Source organism: Sandarakinorhabdus glacialis (assembly GCF_014643455.1).
In the GTDB taxonomy this organism is placed as follows: Bacteria; Pseudomonadota; Alphaproteobacteria; order Sphingomonadales; family Sphingomonadaceae; genus Sandarakinorhabdus; species Sandarakinorhabdus glacialis.
In genome coordinates, this window is the sequence record NZ_BMJM01000001.1 from 537,943 (window position 1) to 555,169 (window position 17,227).

Genomic DNA, 17,227 nt, shown 5'->3' on the forward strand with positions numbered 1-17,227 from the left:
GCGCGCTGCGTCATAAAGTTTGGGGAGAGACAATGCATCCGTTCGTCCACGCCGAAGCAACGCCCGACAGACTGGCGATCATCATGGCCGGCAGCGGGCAGGTGATGACCTATGCCGAACTCGAGGCGCGGTCGAACCAGGTCGCGCAACTGCTGCGCAGTCATGGCCTGAAGCGCGGCGATACCGTGGCGATCATGATGAGCAACGGCATCGATTATTTGCCGGTGTGCTGGGGCGCGCAGCGGGCGGGGCTGGTTTATGTCGCGATGTCGACCAAACTGACGGCCGACGAGGCGGGCTATATCCTTTCGGATTCGGGCGCCAGGATCGTGTTTGCCAGCGCCGGATTGGCGGCGGTGGTGGCGGGGGGTGATGTGTTGGCGCGTTATGTCACCGGGGGTGCGGTGGCAGGCTTCGACGATCTCGATACGGCGCTGGCGGCGATGCCCGTGGAGCGGATCGCCGACGAGAGCGCCGGGCGCGATATGCTGTATTCAAGCGGCACCACCGGCCGTCCCAAGGGCGTGCGCGGGCCGTTGCCCGAGGGTCCGCTCGATGCCGGTGACGGGATAAGCGGGCTGGTGTCGGTGCTGTATCAGTTCGGGCCGGACATGATCTACTTGTCGCCGGCGCCGCTCTATCATGCAGCGCCGCTGCGGTATTGCATGGCGGTGCAGCGCTTCGGCGGGACAGTGGTGGTCATGGAACGGTTCGACCCCGAGGCGTATCTGGCGCTGATCGAGAAATACCGGATCACCCATAGCCAGCTGGTGCCGACGATGTTCGTGCGGATGCTGAAACTGCCCGAAGCGGCGCGGATGGCGCATGACCTGTCGAGCTTCAAGGTGGCGATCCATGCGGCGGCACCGTGCCCGGTCGATGTCAAGCACGCCATGCTCGAATGGTGGGGGCCGGTGATCCATGAATATTATTCGGCGACCGAGGGCGCGGGGTTCACGACGATCAATTCGCAGGAGTGGCTGGCCAAGCCGGGCTCCGTCGGCAAGGCGATTTTGGGCGAAGTGCGCGTGCTGGGCGATGACGACAGCGTTTTGCCGGCGGGGCAGACGGGGCGAATCTATTTCGCCGGCGGGCCGGAGTTTGCCTATCACAACGACGCCGAGAAAACGGCGAGCGTGATGAGCGCGCACGGCGCGACGTTCGGGGATATTGGCCATGTCGATGCGGATGGTTATTTGTTCCTGACCGACCGGGCGGCGTTCATGATCATTTCGGGCGGGGTCAATGTCTATCCGCAGGAGGCGGAGAACGCGCTGACGCTGCATCCCGAAGTGGCGGACGTCGCGGTGTTCGGGGTGCCCGATGCCGAGATGGGCGAGGCGGTGAAGGCCGTGGTGCAGCCGCGCGACATGAGCCTGGCGGGGCCGGAGCTGGAGGCCGAGCTGATCGCGTTCGTGCGGGCGCGATTGAGCCATGTGAAATGCCCCAAGAGCATCGATTTCATGGCGGAGCTGCCGCGGCACGATACCGGCAAGCTGTACAAGCGGCTGCTCAAGGACAAATATTGGGCGGAGAGCGCCGCCTGATGCGATTGTCGTTCTGGATTTTGGCGCTGCTGGTTGCGGCGCCGGCATTGCTGGTTTTGCCGGCTGCGCCGGCGGGTGCTGCGCCCGGTGTGTGGGTGGTACGCGACGCCGATACCGAAATCACGCTGTTCGGGACGATCCATGCGCTGCCGAAGGGCGAGAAGTGGCTGTCGCCGGGGCTGGCAGCACGGTTCGATGCGGCGGACACGCTGGTGCTCGAGGCGATCATTCCGGACGATGCGTATAGCCTGGCGCCGATGGTGGCCGAGATTGGCATGGCGGCGCCCGGGGCACCGGCGCTGAAGCCGTTGGCGGCAAGGGTGACGCCGGCGGCGGCGTTGCTGATTCCGTCGGCGTCCCAGGCGGCGGGGGTGCCGGTGGCGGCGCTCGACAGGATGGAGACCTGGCTGGCGGCGATCACGCTGGGCGAGGCGACGCTGCGCGCGGCGGGGTTCGATTCGGGCAATGGCGTGGAGCCGGCGCTGACGCTGCGCGCGAAGGCGGCGAAGAAGGCGATCGTGGCGCTGGAAACGCCGGAGCAGCAGCTGCGGTTTTTCGATGGGTTGCCCGAGGCCGACCAGGCGGCGATGCTCGAGGCGACGCTGACGGACTTGCGGATGGCGAAGGAGGATAGCGCCAGGTTGCTGGCGCTGTGGCGGGCGGGCGATGTGGGGGCGATCGAGCGGGATTTTGCGCGCGAGGTGCGCGCGTCGCCGCTGCTGGCGAAGGTGCTGCTGACCGATCGCAATAGGCGCTGGGCGGACTGGATCAGCGGCGTGATGCGGCGTCCGGGCAAGGTGTTCGTGGCGGTTGGGGCCGGGCATTTCGGTGGGACGGCGGGGCTGTTGGCGTTGCTGCAGGCGCGGGGGATGGTGGTGGAGAAGGTGCAGTGACGGCGTGCCGTAGGGCGGCGGCGCGTCGGTAGGGAGTACGATCGGCGGTGGCCGATGCGATGAGCGTGTCGAGCAGGACTTCGCCGAAGGGCCAGGCGCCGAGCTGCGACGCGGTGTTGATATGGCCGGGGGCGCCGGCATCGATGAAGGCGCTGCCCCATTCGTCGGCGAAGGTGCGGCTGCGGGGGACGACCGCGTAGGGGTCGGTGCTGCTGGCGACGAGGGTCGAGCGGAACGGCAGGGCGCAGCGGGAGAGTGGGGCGAAGCGGGCGATGTTGGCGGGGAGGCCGGCGCGCTCGGCGTCGCAGGGGGCGACGAGGAGCGCGCCGGCGACGCGGTGGGTGCTCGAGCCGGGACGGGCGGCCCAGGCGGCGATGGTGGCGCAGCCGAGGCTGTGGCCGACGAGGATGATGTTATCGGCGGGGAAAATCTGGCGCTCGAGGCCGTCGATCCAGTCGGCGGGGTCGGGGTCGTGCCAATTGGCTTGCTCGACGCGGTGGCAGTCGGGGCGGGATTGCAGCCAGAGCGATCGCCAATGGCCGGGGCCGGAGCCGTTGATGCCGGGAACGATGAGAATTGTCGGGCCGGGAACGGATGCGGAATTCATGCGCGGCTCCTTTGGATCGCTGGGCAGAACCGGCGGAGGCGCCGGACGGGTCCGGTCCGGTGCCTCCGCCGCAGGACTGGCGGCGTCTGGGGAAACGCTCCGCCAAGATCGTCACCGGACTGACTCGGTGGCGATGGCGGCAGCATATCCCATTGCCTTGGTAGGCTATCGGTGGTTTTGCTTTGTGGTGGGCAAGGCGAACTTGGCATCGGGCGTTACCGAAATCGTACCGACCTTGCTTTTGGGCAGTTGCTGGCTTATGCGCCACCGCTTCGCGTCTTCCCGATTCTGCATCCCTGGAGGCCTGGGGCGGCGCGATATGTGAACAATTGGAGAAGCGAGCAATGAGCGAAAATCTAAAGCTCGCGGCCGAAACGCGTGACCGGGCAGGCAAGGGAGCCTCTCGGGCAGTGCGTCGTACGGGCCGCGTACCGGCAGTGATCTATGGCAATGGCGAAACCGCCGTGACCATTCACGTCGAAGAGAAGCTGCTGGTCCGCCAGCTGTCGACCGGGCATTTCATGAATTCCGTGGTCGAAATCGCCGTCGATGGCGGTGCGCCGGTGCGTACCCTGCCGCGCGACGTGCAGTTCCACCCGGTTTCGGATCGCCCGATCCATGTCGATTTCCTGCGGCTGGCCGGCAACGCCGTCATCACCGTCGAAGTGCCCGTGCACTTCATCGATGAAGACAAGTCGCCCGGCATGAAGCGCGGCGCGGTGCTCAACATCGTTCGCCACGAACTGCAGCTCGATTGCCCTTCGGATGCGATTCCCGACCAGATCGAGATCAGCCTCGATGGCACCGATGTCGGCGATTCGATCCACATCAGCGCCGTCAAGCTGCCGGAAGGCGTCAAGTCGCACATCACCGATCGCGATTTCACCATCGCCACGCTGGTTGCGCCTTCGGCTCTGAAGAGCGAAACCGACGCAGCCGAAACCGCAGCTGAAGAAGCCGCGGCCTGAGATTGATTGACCGAGACCGGTGAAGCTTTTTGCCGGTCTCGGTAATCCGGGCGCTGCCTATGCGCTCAATCGGCACAATATCGGGTTCATGGCGGTCGACGCCATCGCCGCGCTCCATGGTTTCGGACCGTGGAAAACCCGATTTCAGGGATTGACCAGCGAAGGCCGTATCGGGCCGCACCGCGTCACCCTGCTCAAGCCTGCGACATTCATGAACGAGAGCGGACGCTCCGTTGGCGAGGCTGTGCGGTTTTTCAAGGTCGAGCCGACGGATGCGTTGACGGTGTTTTATGATGAGCTGGATCTGGAGCCGTTTCGGGTGAAGGTGAAGCATGGCGGCGGGGCGGCGGGGCATAATGGGATTCGGTCGCTGGATGCGCATCTGGGGCCGGAATTTCGGCGGGTGCGGATGGGGATCGGGCATCCGGGGCACAAGGACCGGGTCTCGCCGTATGTGCTGGGGAATTTTGCCAAGATCGAGATGGATCCGCTGGCGGATGTGCTGGGGGCGGTGGCGGCCGAGGTGTTGTGGTTGCTCGATGGCAATGATGCGCGGTTCATGAGCGAGGTTGCTCGGCGGGTGCAGGGATAGGGCTCGTCATAGCTTTCCAATTCGGTGTCCAGCGGCTAGAGCGCGGCCACGTCTGACCCTGCCCGTATGTGCGCGGGAAGCAAGAACCAAGGATCGATAATGGCTATTCGTTGCGGGATTGTCGGGCTGCCCAATGTCGGCAAGTCGACGTTGTTCAATGCGCTGACCGAGACGGCCAGCGCGGCGGCGGCCAATTATCCGTTTTGCACGATCGAGCCGAATGTCGGCAATGTGCCGGTGCCGGATACGCGGCTTGATGACCTGGCGCGGATTGGCGGGTCGGCGAAGATTATCGAGACGCAACTGGGGTTTACCGACATTGCCGGGTTGGTGCGCGGCGCGTCGAAGGGCGAGGGGCTGGGCAACCAGTTCCTGGCGAATATCCGCGAGACCGATGCGATCGTGCATGTGCTGCGGTGTTTCGAGGATGACGACGTTACGCATGTCGAGGGCCGGGTCGACCCGGTTTCCGACGCCGAGACGGTCGAGACCGAACTGATGTTGTCGGACCTGGAGTCGCTCGAGAAGCGGGTGCCGTCGCTGGTGAAGAAGGCCGCGCAGGGGGACAAGGAAGCCAAGTTGCAGGCGGTGGTGCTGGGCCAGGCGCTGGAATTGCTGCGCGAGGGCAAGCCGGCGCGGCTGGTGGTGGCCAAGGACGAGGAGGAGCAGCGGGTGCTCGACCAGGCGCAGCTGCTGACGTCGAAGCCGGTGCTGTATGTCTGCAATGTCGAGGAGGCTTCGGCGGCGGCGGGGAACGCGTTCAGTGCGGCAGTGCTCGCGATGGCGGCGAAGGTCGGGGCGGGGGCGGTGATCGTTTCCGCGGCGATCGAGGCCGAGGTGGCTTTGATGGATGCGGGCGATCGGCCGGAGTATCTGGAAGCGCTGGGGCTGACCGAGACGGGTTTGGCGCGGGTTGTGCGGGCGGCTTATGAGCTGTTGGGGCTGATTACGTTCTTTACGGTGGGGCCCAAGGAGGCGCGGGCCTGGACGGTTACTGTGGGGTCGAAGGCTCCGCAAGCGGCTGGGGCGATCCATGGGGATTTCGAGAAGGGCTTTATCCGGGCGGAGACGATGGCGTTTTCGGACTATGTGAAGTTCGGGGGCGAGGCAGGGACGAAGGAGGCTGGGAAGTACCGGTCTGAGGGGAAGGAATATGTGGTGCAGGATGGGGATGTGATGCTGTTTCGATTCAACGTCTGAGGGGTGGGTTGGCGGCGGGTTCGCCGGGACGGTTTTGCTTCTGCTGGGCGGGGGGTGCTTGGGGCGACCGCTGGATGCCAGCCTTCGCTGGCATGACAGCGGGGGAGTGGGGGCTTTTTTTGATGGTGCGGGAGTAGGTAGCTGGGTCCCGGGTCAAGCCCGGGATGACAGTTGGAGAGGGCGGCGCTAGGGTTTGTGCATGATTGCACGCCGACATTTGCTTGCTGTTGCCGCTGCGGGGGTTGCTGTGCCGGCCTTCGCGCAGAAGATGGTTGACCTGGGCTTTCCGGGTGGGCCGAGCGCTCGGCCCTTGGTGACGGATTATCCGGGCAAGGGGGCGATGGTCCTGCAGCGGACGACGCCGCCGTTGCTCGAGACTCCGATGCGGGTTTTCGATGGCGATGTGCTGACGCCGAATACGTCGCATTATGTGCGTTGGCACTGGGGGTTTCCGGTCGAGGTCGATGCGGCTGCTTTTCGGTTGAAGGTTGGTGGGCATGTGGGGAAGCCGCTGTCGCTGTCTTTGGCAGAGTTGAAGAAGTTGCCGCGGTTCGAGATTGTTGCGGTGAACCAGTGTTCAGGGAATTCGCGGGGGTTTTTCGAGCCGCGGGTGGCGGGGGCGCAATGGGGCAATGGCGCGATGAGCAATGCGCGCTGGACGGGGGTGCGGCTGCGCGATGTGCTCAAGGCTGCCGGGGTGAAACCGGGGGCGGTGCAGGTGCGGTTTTCTGGGCTCGATGCGCCGGCGGTCGAGGCGGCGCCGGACTTTGCCAAGTCGCTGGCGGTCGATCATGCGCTGGACGGCGAGGTGATGATCGCCTGGGCGATGAATGGTGAGGATCTGCCGATCCTGAACGGGTTTCCGCTGCGGCTGGTCGTGCCGGGTTGGTTTTCGACGTATTGGGTGAAGATGCTTGATAGCATCGAGGTGCTGAGCGCCCCGGATACGGGGTACTGGATGGCGAAGGCGTATCTGGTGCCAACGGCGCCGGGCGCGAACGTGGCGCCGGGGACGAGGGAGTTTGCGCGTGAGCCGATCAATCGTATGCCGCCGCGGTCGTTCGTGACGAGTGTCGCGGATAAGGCTGTGGTCGGCTGGACGCCGGAGATGAAGGTCGGCGGGATTGCGTTCGGCGGGGATTGCGGAGTGCAGCGGGTCGAGGTTTCGGGGGATGGCGGGGCAAGTTGGCGCGATGCTCGGCTGGGGACTGACTTGGGAAAATATGGCTTTCGGCGGTTCGATGGGGTTGTGCCGGTGGCGCGTGCGGGGGCGGTGTTGATGGCGCGGTGCACGAATGCCAACGGATTGGCGCAGGGGATGGTGCCGAACTGGAATCCCGGCGGTTATGCGCGGAATGTCGTCGAGCCGGTTCGGGTGCGGTTCTCGTGATCCGGATGGCTGTGGTCACGGCGCTGGTGAGCATCGTCTTGCCGGGTGAGTTCGTGGCTTTTCCGGACATCAAGGGCGGGCCATCGGCGGAGGTGGTCAATTCGAATTGCCTGGCGTGTCATTCGGGCGAGATGGTGACGAACCAGCCGCGGTTGAGCGAGGCGGAGTGGCGCGCGGTCGTCGGCAAGATGCGCGCGACATACAAGGCGCCGATCGCGGAAAGCGACGATGCGGCGATCGTGGCATGGTTGACGGCGATGCAGCAGCAGCGGGCGTCTTCCGGCGGTTGACCCCAATGCGGTCGCGCCGCTACACGCGGGGCAGTATTTTGCACCTGCGAAGGGCTTTTCCGCTGACGTCGCTTTCTTTCCAGGACATCATCCTTACGCTCCAGGGGTACTGGGGCGACAAGGGTTGCGCGATATTGCAGCCGTACGACATGGAAATGGGAGCGGGGACGTTCCACCCGGCGACGACGCTGCGCGCGTTGGGTCCCGACACATGGAATGCGGCGTTCGTGCAGCCGAGCCGGCGGCCGAGCGATGGGCGGTATGGGGAAAACCCGAACCGGCTGCAGCATTATTACCAGTTTCAGGTGATCTTGAAGCCTTCGCCGGCGGATCTGATCGACCTTTATCTGGGGTCGCTCGATGCGATCGGGATCGATCGCCGGGTGCATGACATTCGGTTCGTCGAGGATGATTGGGAATCGCCGACCTTGGGGGCCTGGGGGCTGGGCTGGGAAGTCTGGTGCGATGGCATGGAGGTGACGCAGTTCACCTATTTCCAGCAGGTTGCGGGGCATGATTGTGCGCCGGTGGCGGGTGAGCTGACCTATGGGCTGGAGCGGCTGGCGATGTATGTGCAGGGGGTCGAGAGTGTTTACGACCTCCGGTATAACGATGCCGGCGTTTCGTATGGCGATGTGTTCTTGAAGCAGGAACAGCAGTTTTCGGCGTATAATTTCGAGCACGCCAACACCGAGCGGTTGTTCCAGCATTTCAAAGATGTGAGCGAGGAATGCCGGGCGTTGGTGGGGGTAGGGCTGCCGTTGCCGGCGTATGACCAGGCGATCAAGGCTAGCCATATCTTTAACTTGTTGAATGCGCGGGGCGTGATTTCCGTGGCTGAGCGGCAGGCTTATATCGGGCGGGTGCGGGATTTGGTTAAGGCTGTGGCGGATATCTGGGTGGCTTCGTTTGGTGTTGCGACACCCCCACCCGGGCCGGCCAAGGGGCCGTCTTTCGCCTCCCCCCTTGAGGGGGAGGGGAAGTGAGCGCGTTTTTGCTTGAGCTGGCTTCGGAGGAAATTCCGGCGCGGATGCAGGCGGCTGCGGCCGAGCAGTTGCGGACGCGGTTTGTCGATGGATTGAAGGCGGCCGGGTTGGCGCATGGGGCTGTGGTGGCGGATGCGACGCCGCGGCGGCTGTGGTTGATTGCCGAGGATGTGGCGGAGGCCAGTGCGGCGTCGAGCGAGGAGCGCAAGGGGCCATCGGCTTCGGCGCCCGAGGGCGCGATTGCGGGGTTCTTGCGCGGCGTCGGGTTGACGCGGGATCAGTTGGAAGAACGGGTTACGCCCAAGGGCGTGGTGCTGTTTGCGCATATTGCCAGTCCTGGGCGGTCGGCGGCGGCGATTCTGGCGGAGCTGGTGCCGGCGATCGTGCGGGATTTCCAGTGGCCGAAATCGATGCGTTGGGGCGCGGGGACGGTGCGCTGGGTGCGGCCGTTGACGGGGATCGTGGCGTTGCTCGACGGCGACGTTGTGGCTTGTGAGGCGCATGGGGTTGTGGCCGGGCGTGAGACGCGCGGGCACCGGATCATGGGCGGGGCGGTTTCGGTGGAGAGCGCCGGGACCTATGCGGCGCAGTTGCTGGCGGAGAAGGTGGTTGTGTCGTCGGCGGAGCGGCGCGGGTTGATCGAGGCCGGGGCGACGGAGGCTGCTGCGGCTGAGGGCTTGAGCGTGGTTCCGGATGCGGGACTGGTGGCGGAGAATGCCGGGCTGACGGAGTGGCCGGTGCCGATGTTGGGGGCTTTCGATCCGGCGTTTTTGGCGGTGCCGCGCGAGGTGATCCAGCTGACGATGCGGACGAACCAGAAGTATTTTGCTTGCGTGGATGCGGGCGGGGAATTGGCTCCGGCGTTTGTTTGCACGGCGAATTTGGTCGCGAGTGATGGCGGCGGCGCGATTATTGCCGGGAACGAGCGGGTGCTGAGTGCCCGGTTGGCGGATGCTAAGTTTTTTTGGGACCAGGATGTTGCGGCTGTTTTGGCCGGGGGGCTGGAGGTTTTTGCGCCGAAGTTGAGCGATATCGTTTTTCATGAGAAATTGGGGACTGTTGCGGACAAGGTCGCGCGAGTTGCGAAGCTGGCGCGGTGGTTGGTTGAGAGTGGGGCTGTTTCTTCCGCCGATGGGAAGGCTCCCCTCTCCCCGCTCGCCGAAGGCGGCGAGTCGCCCTCTCCATCAAGGGGAGAGGGTAGCGGGTTGGCCGATCTGGCGGAGCGAGCGGCTTTGTTGTGCAAGGTTGACCTGGTTTCGGCGACAGTTGGCGAGTTTCCCGAGGTGCAGGGGGTTGCCGGCGCGTATCTGGCGCGGGTGTCGGGCGAGGATGCGGCGGTCGCGGATGCTATTCGGGATCATTACAAGCCGGTGGGGCAGGGGGATGATGTTCCGACGGCTCCGTTAAGTGTGGCGGTGGCTTTGGCGGACAAGCTGGATACCATTGCGGCCTTTTTTCTCATCAACGAAGCTCCAACGGGATCCAAAGACCCTTTTGCTATTCGCAGAGCCGCTTTGGGAGTTATTGCATCGATTGTTCGGAACGGGCTGCGCTTTCGTATGGAAACAGTTCTGCTCCAGACTGTCGGCGACGACCTGGACAGTTTCGTGAAGGTCTTCGACGGCCGGATTGAGGAGAAGCTCGGAGCGTTTTTTGCTGACCGGCTTAAGGTTCAGCAACGTGAATTGGGCATGCGTAACGATTTGATCGACGCGGTATTTGCCCTCGGTGGCGAGGATGATCTGGTTCGCCTTTTGGCTCGTGTCCGTGCGCTGCAAGCCGTTCTTGCAACAAAGAACGGTACCAACCTCCTTGCCGGGGTTAAGCGCGCCGCGAGTATCCTGCGCATCGAGGAGGGCAAGGATAGGCTGGTTTTTGATGGCGCAACGGACGTGAACCTGTTGAGCGAAGATGCGGAACGGGCGCTCTCTGTCGCGCTTGATGGATCGGTGCCGGAGATTGCTGCAGCTGTCGAACGCGAAGACTTTGCTGCCGCGATGGCTGCGCTCGCAGGTCTGCGACCGGCAGTGGACGCGTTTTTCGAGGGGGTTATCGTTAATGCGCCTGATCCGGCGGTGCGGTTGAACCGGTTGGGGTTGTTGGCGCGTTTGCGTGGTGCGGCGAATAGCGTGGCGGATTTTTCCAAGATCGAGGGGTGATTTACCCCTCACCCCGGGCCGCCTTTGGCGTCTCTCGCCCTCTCCCGCAGGGCGAGAGGGTAACGTGGAGCTTTTGATGACCAAGTCTGTGTTTCGGTTCGGTGGCGGGTCGGCGGATGGCGATGCTTCGCAGAAGACGCTTTTGGGGGGCAAGGGGGCCAATCTGGCCGAGATGGCGGGCATTGGGTTGCCGGTGCCGCCGGGGCTGACGATATCGACGCCGGTTTGTGCGGCTTATTATGACGCCGGCGGGAAATTGCCCGAGGCGATCAAGGCCGAGACGCTCGAGGCGCTGGCGGCGGTCGAGGCAATTACCGGCAAGGGTTTCGGCGATGCGAGCGATCCGTTGCTGGTGTCGGTGCGGTCGGGGGCGCGGGTCTCGATGCCGGGGATGATGGATACGGTCCTGAATTTGGGGCTGAACGATGCGACTGTGGTTGGGTTGGCGGCGGCTTCGGGGAATCCGCGGTTTGCCTGGGACAGCTATCGGCGGTTTATCCAGATGTATGCCGATGTGGTGCTTGGGCTCGATCATTATCTGTTCGAGGATGCGCTTGAGATCCTGAAGGAAGATCGCGGGGTTTCGCTCGATACCGAGCTGTCGGCGGAGGATCTGCAGGGGCTGGTGAAGCGCTACAAGGGGCTGGTCGCGCAGCATTGGGGGGATGAGTTTCCGCAAGGCCCGCACGAGCAATTGTGGGGTGCGATCGGTGCGGTGTTCGGGTCTTGGCGGTCGGACCGGGCGCGGACTTATCGGCGATTGAACGATATTCCGGAAAGCTGGGGCACCGCGGTCACGGTGCAGGCGATGGTGTTCGGCAATCGCGGCGACACGTCGGCGACGGGGGTGGCGTTCACGCGTGATCCGGCGAACGGCGAGCGGGTGACGTACGGCGAATATCTGATCAACGCGCAGGGCGAGGATGTCGTGGCGGGGATTCGGACGCCGCAGTACCTCACGCGCGCCGCACGGGAGCGGGCCGGGGCGAAGGCGGCTTCGATGGAAGAGGCGATGCCGCAGGTTTTCGGCGAGCTGGCGGCGGTGTTTGCGCTGCTCGAGACGCATTATCGCGACATGCAGGATATCGAATTTACCGTCGAGGATTCGCGGTTGTGGATGCTGCAGACGCGCGCCGGCAAGCGGACGGCGAAGGCAGCGTTAAAGATTGCGGTCGATATGGCCAGCGAGGGGCTGATTACCGAGGCCGAGGCGGTGCTGCGGGTGGAGGCGGGGGCGCTCGACCAGTTGTTGCATCCGACGCTCGATCCAAAGGCGAAGCGCGATGTGATTGCGCGCGGGTTGCCGGCGTCGCCTGGGGCGGCTTCGGGGGCGGTGGTGTTCGATAGCGATACGGCGGAGGCGCGCGCCAAATTGGGCGAGGCGGTTATTTTGGTACGCACCGAGACGTCGCCCGAGGATATCCATGGCATGCATGCGGCCAAGGGCATTCTGACGGCGCGCGGCGGGATGACGAGCCATGCGGCGGTCGTGGCGCGCGGCATGGGGCGGCCGTGCGTGTCGGGGGCGGGGAGCCTGGCGATCGATCTGAAGGCGCGGGTGATGAGCGTCGGCGGGCGGACGGTGGCCGAGGGCGACCGGATCACGCTCGATGGGGCGACCGGCGAGGTCATGCTGGGTGAAGTGGCGACGATCGAGCCCGAATTGGCGGGCGATTTCGGGGTGTTGATGGAATGGGCCGACAAGCATCGGCGATTGAAGGTGCGCACCAATGCCGAGACGCCGGCGGATTGCCGGACGGCGCGGGGCTTTGGCGCCGAGGGGATCGGGCTGTGCCGGACCGAGCATATGTTCTTCGAGCCGTCGCGGATTACGTCGGTGAGGCGGATGATTTTGGCCGAGGACGGCAAGGGGCGGGCTTCGGCGCTGGCAGAGTTGCTGCCCGAGCAGCGGGCCGATTTCGAGGGGATTTTCCGCGAGATGGCGGGGATGCCGGTGACGATTCGGTTGCTTGATCCGCCGCTGCACGAGTTTTTGCCGCATGACGAGGCGGGGTTTGCCGATGTGGCGGCGGCGACCGGCCTGACGGTGGCGACGGTGCGTCGGCGGATCGGGGAGTTGCATGAATTCAATCCGATGCTGGGGCATCGCGGTTGCCGGCTGGGCATCACCTATCCTGAAATCTATGCGATGCAGGCGCGGGCGATCTTCGAGGCCGCGGTCGCGGTGGCGAAGGATACCGGCGAGGCGGTGGTGCCCGAGGTGATGGTGCCGCTGGTGGCGACGGCGCGCGAGCTCGAGATTACCAAGGCGGCGATCGATTTCGAGGCGCAGCAGGTGTTTGCCGAGACCGGGCGGACGCTGGAATATATGGTGGGGACGATGATCGAGCTGCCGCGCGCGGCGCTGCGGGCGGGGGACATTGCTGAATTCGCTGAGTTTTTCAGCTTCGGAACGAATGATTTGACGCAGACGGCGCTGGGGATCAGCCGGGATGATGCGGCGCGGTTTTTGACGACGTATGTGGATATGGGGATTTATCCGCGGGATCCGTTTGTGGGGATCGATGAGGAAGGGGTTGGGGAACTTGTCGAGATTGCTGTGGAGCGGGGGCGGAAGGCGCGGTCGGGGTTGAAGCTGGGGATTTGCGGCGAGCATGGGGGGGATCCGGGGAGTATCGCGTTCTGCGAGAAGCTTGGGTTGGATTATGTTAGTTGTTCGCCTTATCGGGTGCCGATTGCGCGGTTGGCTGCGGCGCAGGCGGCGCTGAGGGCGAAGGGGTAGTCTGTTTGGCGTGTTGGGTTGCAGACGCACCCACCCCCGGCCCCTCCCTTGAAGAAGGGAGGGGAGCAGGAAGGAAGGACCCTCCCCCGACCCCTCCCTGAAGAGGGAGGGGGGAAGAAGAGGGTTATTTTCTGGTCCAGCGGCCTATCAGGAGGCCGAGGATGAAGGCGGCTAGGATCCAGAGCCAGATTTCGGTGAAAAGCCAGAGCATCAGGGCCAGGTGGCTCGGTAGATGCCGGGGTGGTTGGCGAGTTCGGCGATGATTTTGGCGCGCATGGCGGGGGTGGCGGTGCCGCTCAGCTGCGCGGTGCGGGTGGGGCGGTTGTTGGCGTCGTTCCAGTGCGCGGCGCCGTCGGGGACGTTGTTGGCGAGCATGATGGTTGCGACCTCGGCGCCGAGTTTGGCGAGAAGGGCTTGTTTTTCATAGCGAAAGGCGGCGTAGGCAAGGATGAAGGTGAGGGCGAAGCCGGTTATGAGCTTCGCTGTCATGCTTCAGATGTTCGTGCCGAGTTTGCCGAACAGGGTTTCATATTCGGTGTAACGGCCCTCGGTGAGCAGCTTGGCCTGTTCGACGAGGCGGTCGCCTTCGATGCGGCCGCGGAAATTGCCCATCTGGCCGTCGATGACCTGGACGTCGGCGCCGCTCCAGCCGGCGATCTGGTCGATGCGATCGATGCCGGATGCCTTGAGCCGGTCGGCGAACTTGGGACCGACGCCCTTCAGCTGCGACAGGTCAAGCGGGTTTACGGTGCGGGTTTGATCCGTGATTACAGAGCCTTCGGGAGCGGTGCGCTGGCGGGCGAAGTCGCGGCGGAGCTTGTCGACTTCGTCGGACAGGGGCCGGATCTGGGCTTCGCGGGCCTTGAGGTCGACGGCGAGGCGTTCGCGTTCGGCGATGGCGGTGTCGCGTTCGCGGAGCAGGCCGTTGTTGCGTTCACCGAGGACGGCGACCCGGCGCTTCAGGCCGCTGCGCAGGGCCAGGCCGATCAGCACGCCGAGAATGAGCGCGGCGACGGCGATGACGACGAGTTGCATGTCGACGGCGTAGGTCATTTCGAAATCTCCCCTGTGACCTCTTGCCCCGGCCAGTGGGGGGATTGCAAGCGGTCGCGGGGTGAACGCGCACCGTGCAGGATCGTTGCCCGGGTGTTTTCGGGGATATCGCGGGATGGTTCGCCCTCGACCGCGGGAAATTGGCGGGCTATCGGCGGGCAGGACATGACCGCGCAGACGATCCCGCATCAATATTCGACGAGCGAGCGCCGTGTCGCGCTCGCGGCGGTGCTGATCGTGCTGTTCCTGTCGGCGCTCGACCAGACGATCGTCGCGACGGCGATGCCGCGGATTGTCGCCGAGTTGCAGGGGCTCGACCGGATTGCCTGGGTGGGGACGGCGTATCTGCTGAGCTCGACGGTAACGGTGCCGATCTATGGCAAGCTGGGCGATATTCATGGCCGGCGGCCGGTGCTGGTGTTCGGGGTGCTGGTATTTCTCGGCGGGTCGATGCTGTGCGGGCTGGCGGGCGAGTTTGGGCCGCTGCCGCTGCTCGGGGACGGGATGAACCAGTTGATCGTGTTTCGCGCGGTCCAGGGGCTGGGGGCCGGGGCGCTGGCGACGGGGGCGTTCGCGACGGTCGCCGATCTGGCGCCGCCGGCCGAGCGCGGCAAGTATAGTGGCTGGTTCGGCGCGATGTTCGGGCTGGCGGGGCTGGCCGGGCCGGTGCTCGGCGGCTTCCTGACCGACCATGCGACGACGATGGTGCTGGGGCACCAGGTTTCAGGGTGGCGGTTCATTTTCTATGTGAACCTGCCGCTGGGCGGGTTTGCGCTGTGGATCTTGCTGACACGGTTGCCGCATGGATCGAAAAGCCATGATGCGCGGGTCGACTGGGTAGGGAGCGCGCTGATCGTGGCGACGTTCGTGCCGCTGCTGCTGGCACTGGGCTGGGGCGGCGAGGGCGGCGGTTGGGGGCAGACCCGGATCGTGCTGAACGTCATCGGTGGCCTGGCGGCGTTCGCGTTGTTCCTGAAGGTTTCGATCGGCAAGAGCTGGGCCGTGGTGCCGCTCGACCTGTTTCGTGACAAGGTGGTGGCGCGGGGCAATCTGGCGCTGTTTCTGGTCAATCTGGGGTATATGGGCGTGCCGATGTTCTTGCCTTTGTACCTGCAGATCGTGCGCGGCATGTCGGCGAGCGAGAGTGGTATCGCCATGCTGCCGCTGCTCGGCGGGGTGCTGGTCGGATCGATGGTGGCGGGGCAGGTGGCGCGGCGTACCCAGCAGTACAAGCCGGTGATCGTCTGGGGAGGCGCGCTGGCGTTGCTGGCGATGGCGGCGTTGACGCGGACTAGCGCCGGGCAGCCGCAATATCTGCTGACCATCAACCTGCTGGTGCTCGGGTTGGGGCTGGGGCCGGCGCAGGGGATGTTCTCGCTGGCGATCCAGAGTGCGGTCGACCATGGCCGGGTCGGGGTGGCGACGGCGTCGGCGCAGTTTTTCCGGCAGATCGGGGCGACTGTCGGCGTCGCGGTGTTCGGGGCGTTGCTGACGTATAATCTGTCCGCCGAACTGCCGCGGCAGGTGCCGCAACTGACGGCGGCGGGGGCGAGCATCGGGCTTTCCGAGGCGCAGACGCTGGCGATGGACGACCGGGCGCTGGCGGCGGCGCTCGCGGCGCGGGGTGATGCCGATCCCAAGGTGGCGGCGGCGGCCAAGGCTGGTTTGCAGGCAAGTTTTGCCGGGTCGATCGAGGCGCTGTTCCCGGTCGCGCTGGGGGTGATGGTGCTGGCGTTCCTGGTGACGCTGGTGGTGCCGGGACTGCTGCTGCGGGGGCGCGAGAACCCGCCGTTGATGGAGGCATGAGCGGCAATACGCTTGCCCGGCGGCGGACGCTGCCGGCGGGCGGACGCGTGGAAATGCGGGCGATGCGCGATGGCTGGATGGTGCGGACGGCGGTCTGGGAGGCGGTGAAGGACGGGCCCGGGTCGATCTTGCTGCTGACCGGGCGCGGCGATTTTTTCGAGAAATATTGCGAGACGCTGCACGACCTGGTCGATGCCGGGTGGGGCGTGGCGACCTTCGACTGGCGCGGGCAGGGACTGTCGGGGCGGATCGGCGATACGGTGATGAAGGGGCATAGCGACGGCTTCGAGGTCTGGGCGGACGACCTGGACGAGCTGATCGGCTGGTTTCACGCGGTCTTGCCAAGGCCGTGGTTCGCGGTGGCGCATTCGATGGGCGGGCATTTGCTGCAGCGGCACCTGGCGGGCGAAAACAGCGAGTTCGAGCGGGCGGTGTTGCTGGCGCCGATGCTGGGGGTGCGGGCACCGCCGCTGGGGCCGGCGATGGCGGGGCGGCTGGCGCGGCTGATGGTCGTGCTCGGGCGCGGCGGGCAATTTGTGCCGGGCGGCGGACCCTATGTAGCGGGGACGGCGGGGTCGATTCGGCAGCGGCTGCTGACGAGCGATGCGGAGCGGTATCTCGACGAGGCGTGGTGGGTGGGGCAGAACCCGGCGCTGGCGCTGGGCAGCGTCACCTATGGCTGGCTCGATGCGGCGCTGCGCTCGCTGGCGTGGATATTGTCGCCGCCGCCAGAGGCGCGGGGGACGGGCGAAGGGGCCGACCGGCGGCCGATGCTGGAACGGATCACGACGCCGATGCTGGTGATGATCCCCGAGCATGACGGGCTGGTCGACAATGCGGTGACGCGGCGGGTGCAGGGGGCGATGCCTTATGCGCGGCTCGAGGAGGTGGCGCGGGCGGGGCATGAACTGTTGCGCGAGGTCGATGCGGTGCGGGGGATGGTGTTGGGACGGGTGATGCGGTTTTTGGAGACGGGTGTGTGATTGCTGGATT

The 17,227-nt window shown here is 65.3% G+C and carries 14 protein-coding genes and 1 pseudogene; 12 read left to right on the forward strand and 3 right to left on the reverse strand.

Going from position 1 to position 17,227, the window contains the following annotated elements; translation table 11 throughout:
- The first annotated feature begins 32 nt into the window (after positions 1–32).
- Entirely contained in the window at positions 33–1,547 is a 1,515-nt protein-coding gene (locus IEW98_RS02685; RefSeq protein WP_188761356.1) for an AMP-binding protein, read from the forward strand.
- Positions 1,547–2,440, forward strand: coding sequence for a TraB/GumN family protein (locus tag IEW98_RS02690; protein ID WP_188761357.1), 894 nt, complete (start codon positions 1,547–1,549; stop codon positions 2,438–2,440). The genes IEW98_RS02685 and IEW98_RS02690 overlap by 1 nt, the downstream gene beginning before the upstream one ends.
- Before the next feature lie 25 nt (positions 2,441–2,465).
- Here the strand turns inward: IEW98_RS02690 and IEW98_RS16310 are convergent.
- Positions 2,466–3,047 (reverse strand): annotated as a pseudogene (locus tag IEW98_RS16310) (RBBP9/YdeN family alpha/beta hydrolase); the annotation flags it as partial.
- Between the two features lie 344 nt (positions 3,048–3,391).
- Here IEW98_RS16310 and IEW98_RS02695 point away from each other — a divergent pair.
- From IEW98_RS02695 to ppdK, 8 genes are all read left to right on the forward strand, one after another.
- Positions 3,392–4,015: a 50S ribosomal protein L25/general stress protein Ctc gene (locus tag IEW98_RS02695; protein WP_188761358.1), complete on the forward strand. Its 624-nt coding sequence runs from the start codon at positions 3,392–3,394 to the stop codon at positions 4,013–4,015.
- A 19-nt stretch (positions 4,016–4,034) separates the two neighbouring features.
- On the forward strand, positions 4,035–4,607 hold the full coding sequence (pth, locus tag IEW98_RS02700; protein ID WP_188761359.1) for an aminoacyl-tRNA hydrolase: 573 nt from the start codon (positions 4,035–4,037) through the stop codon (positions 4,605–4,607).
- Positions 4,608–4,706: 99 nt separating this feature from the next.
- Complete coding sequence (gene ychF, locus IEW98_RS02705; RefSeq protein WP_188761360.1) at positions 4,707–5,807, forward strand: redox-regulated ATPase YchF; 1,101 nt, start codon at positions 4,707–4,709, stop codon at positions 5,805–5,807.
- Between the two features lie 199 nt (positions 5,808–6,006).
- Entirely contained in the window at positions 6,007–7,197 is a 1,191-nt protein-coding gene (locus IEW98_RS02710) for a molybdopterin-dependent oxidoreductase (protein WP_188761361.1), read from the forward strand.
- Positions 7,194–7,487 (forward strand): hypothetical protein, encoded by a 294-nt coding sequence (locus IEW98_RS02715; protein ID WP_207792482.1) that lies wholly within the window; start codon positions 7,194–7,196, stop codon positions 7,485–7,487. Before IEW98_RS02710 ends, IEW98_RS02715 begins: the two co-directional genes overlap by 4 nt.
- Positions 7,488–7,492: 5 nt before the next feature.
- Complete coding sequence (locus IEW98_RS02720) at positions 7,493–8,473, forward strand: glycine--tRNA ligase subunit alpha (protein WP_188761455.1); 981 nt, start codon at positions 7,493–7,495, stop codon at positions 8,471–8,473.
- Positions 8,470–10,632 carry a glycine--tRNA ligase subunit beta gene (gene glyS, locus IEW98_RS02725; protein ID WP_188761363.1) on the forward strand — a complete coding sequence of 721 codons (2,163 nt, stop codon included), beginning with the start codon at positions 8,470–8,472 and terminating at the stop codon, positions 10,630–10,632. Before IEW98_RS02720 ends, glyS begins: the two co-directional genes overlap by 4 nt.
- A gap of 76 nt (positions 10,633–10,708) precedes the next feature.
- The gene (ppdK, locus tag IEW98_RS02730; protein WP_188761364.1) at positions 10,709–13,375 is read left to right on the forward strand and encodes a pyruvate, phosphate dikinase; all 2,667 of its coding nucleotides are present in this window, start codon (positions 10,709–10,711) and stop codon (positions 13,373–13,375) included.
- A 210-nt stretch (positions 13,376–13,585) separates the two neighbouring features.
- Here the strand turns inward: ppdK and IEW98_RS02735 are convergent, their stop codons facing one another.
- Both IEW98_RS02735 and IEW98_RS02740 read right to left on the reverse strand, forming a co-directional pair.
- Positions 13,586–13,864, reverse strand: a complete 279-nt coding sequence (locus IEW98_RS02735; protein ID WP_188761365.1) for a hypothetical protein — start codon at positions 13,862–13,864, stop codon at positions 13,586–13,588.
- Between the two features lie 3 nt (positions 13,865–13,867).
- Positions 13,868–14,428 (reverse strand): helix-hairpin-helix domain-containing protein, encoded by a 561-nt coding sequence (locus IEW98_RS02740; RefSeq protein WP_188761366.1) that lies wholly within the window; start codon positions 14,426–14,428, stop codon positions 13,868–13,870.
- Positions 14,429–14,593: 165 nt separating this feature from the next.
- On the opposite strand from IEW98_RS02740, the gene IEW98_RS02745 reads away from it, so the two are divergent.
- Entirely contained in the window at positions 14,594–16,234 is a 1,641-nt protein-coding gene (locus IEW98_RS02745; RefSeq protein WP_188761367.1) for an MDR family MFS transporter, read from the forward strand.
- Positions 16,231–17,217 (forward strand): alpha/beta fold hydrolase, encoded by a 987-nt coding sequence (locus tag IEW98_RS02750; RefSeq protein ID WP_188761368.1) that lies wholly within the window; start codon positions 16,231–16,233, stop codon positions 17,215–17,217. Before IEW98_RS02745 ends, IEW98_RS02750 begins: the two co-directional genes overlap by 4 nt.
- The last annotated feature ends 10 nt before the right edge of the window (positions 17,218–17,227 follow it).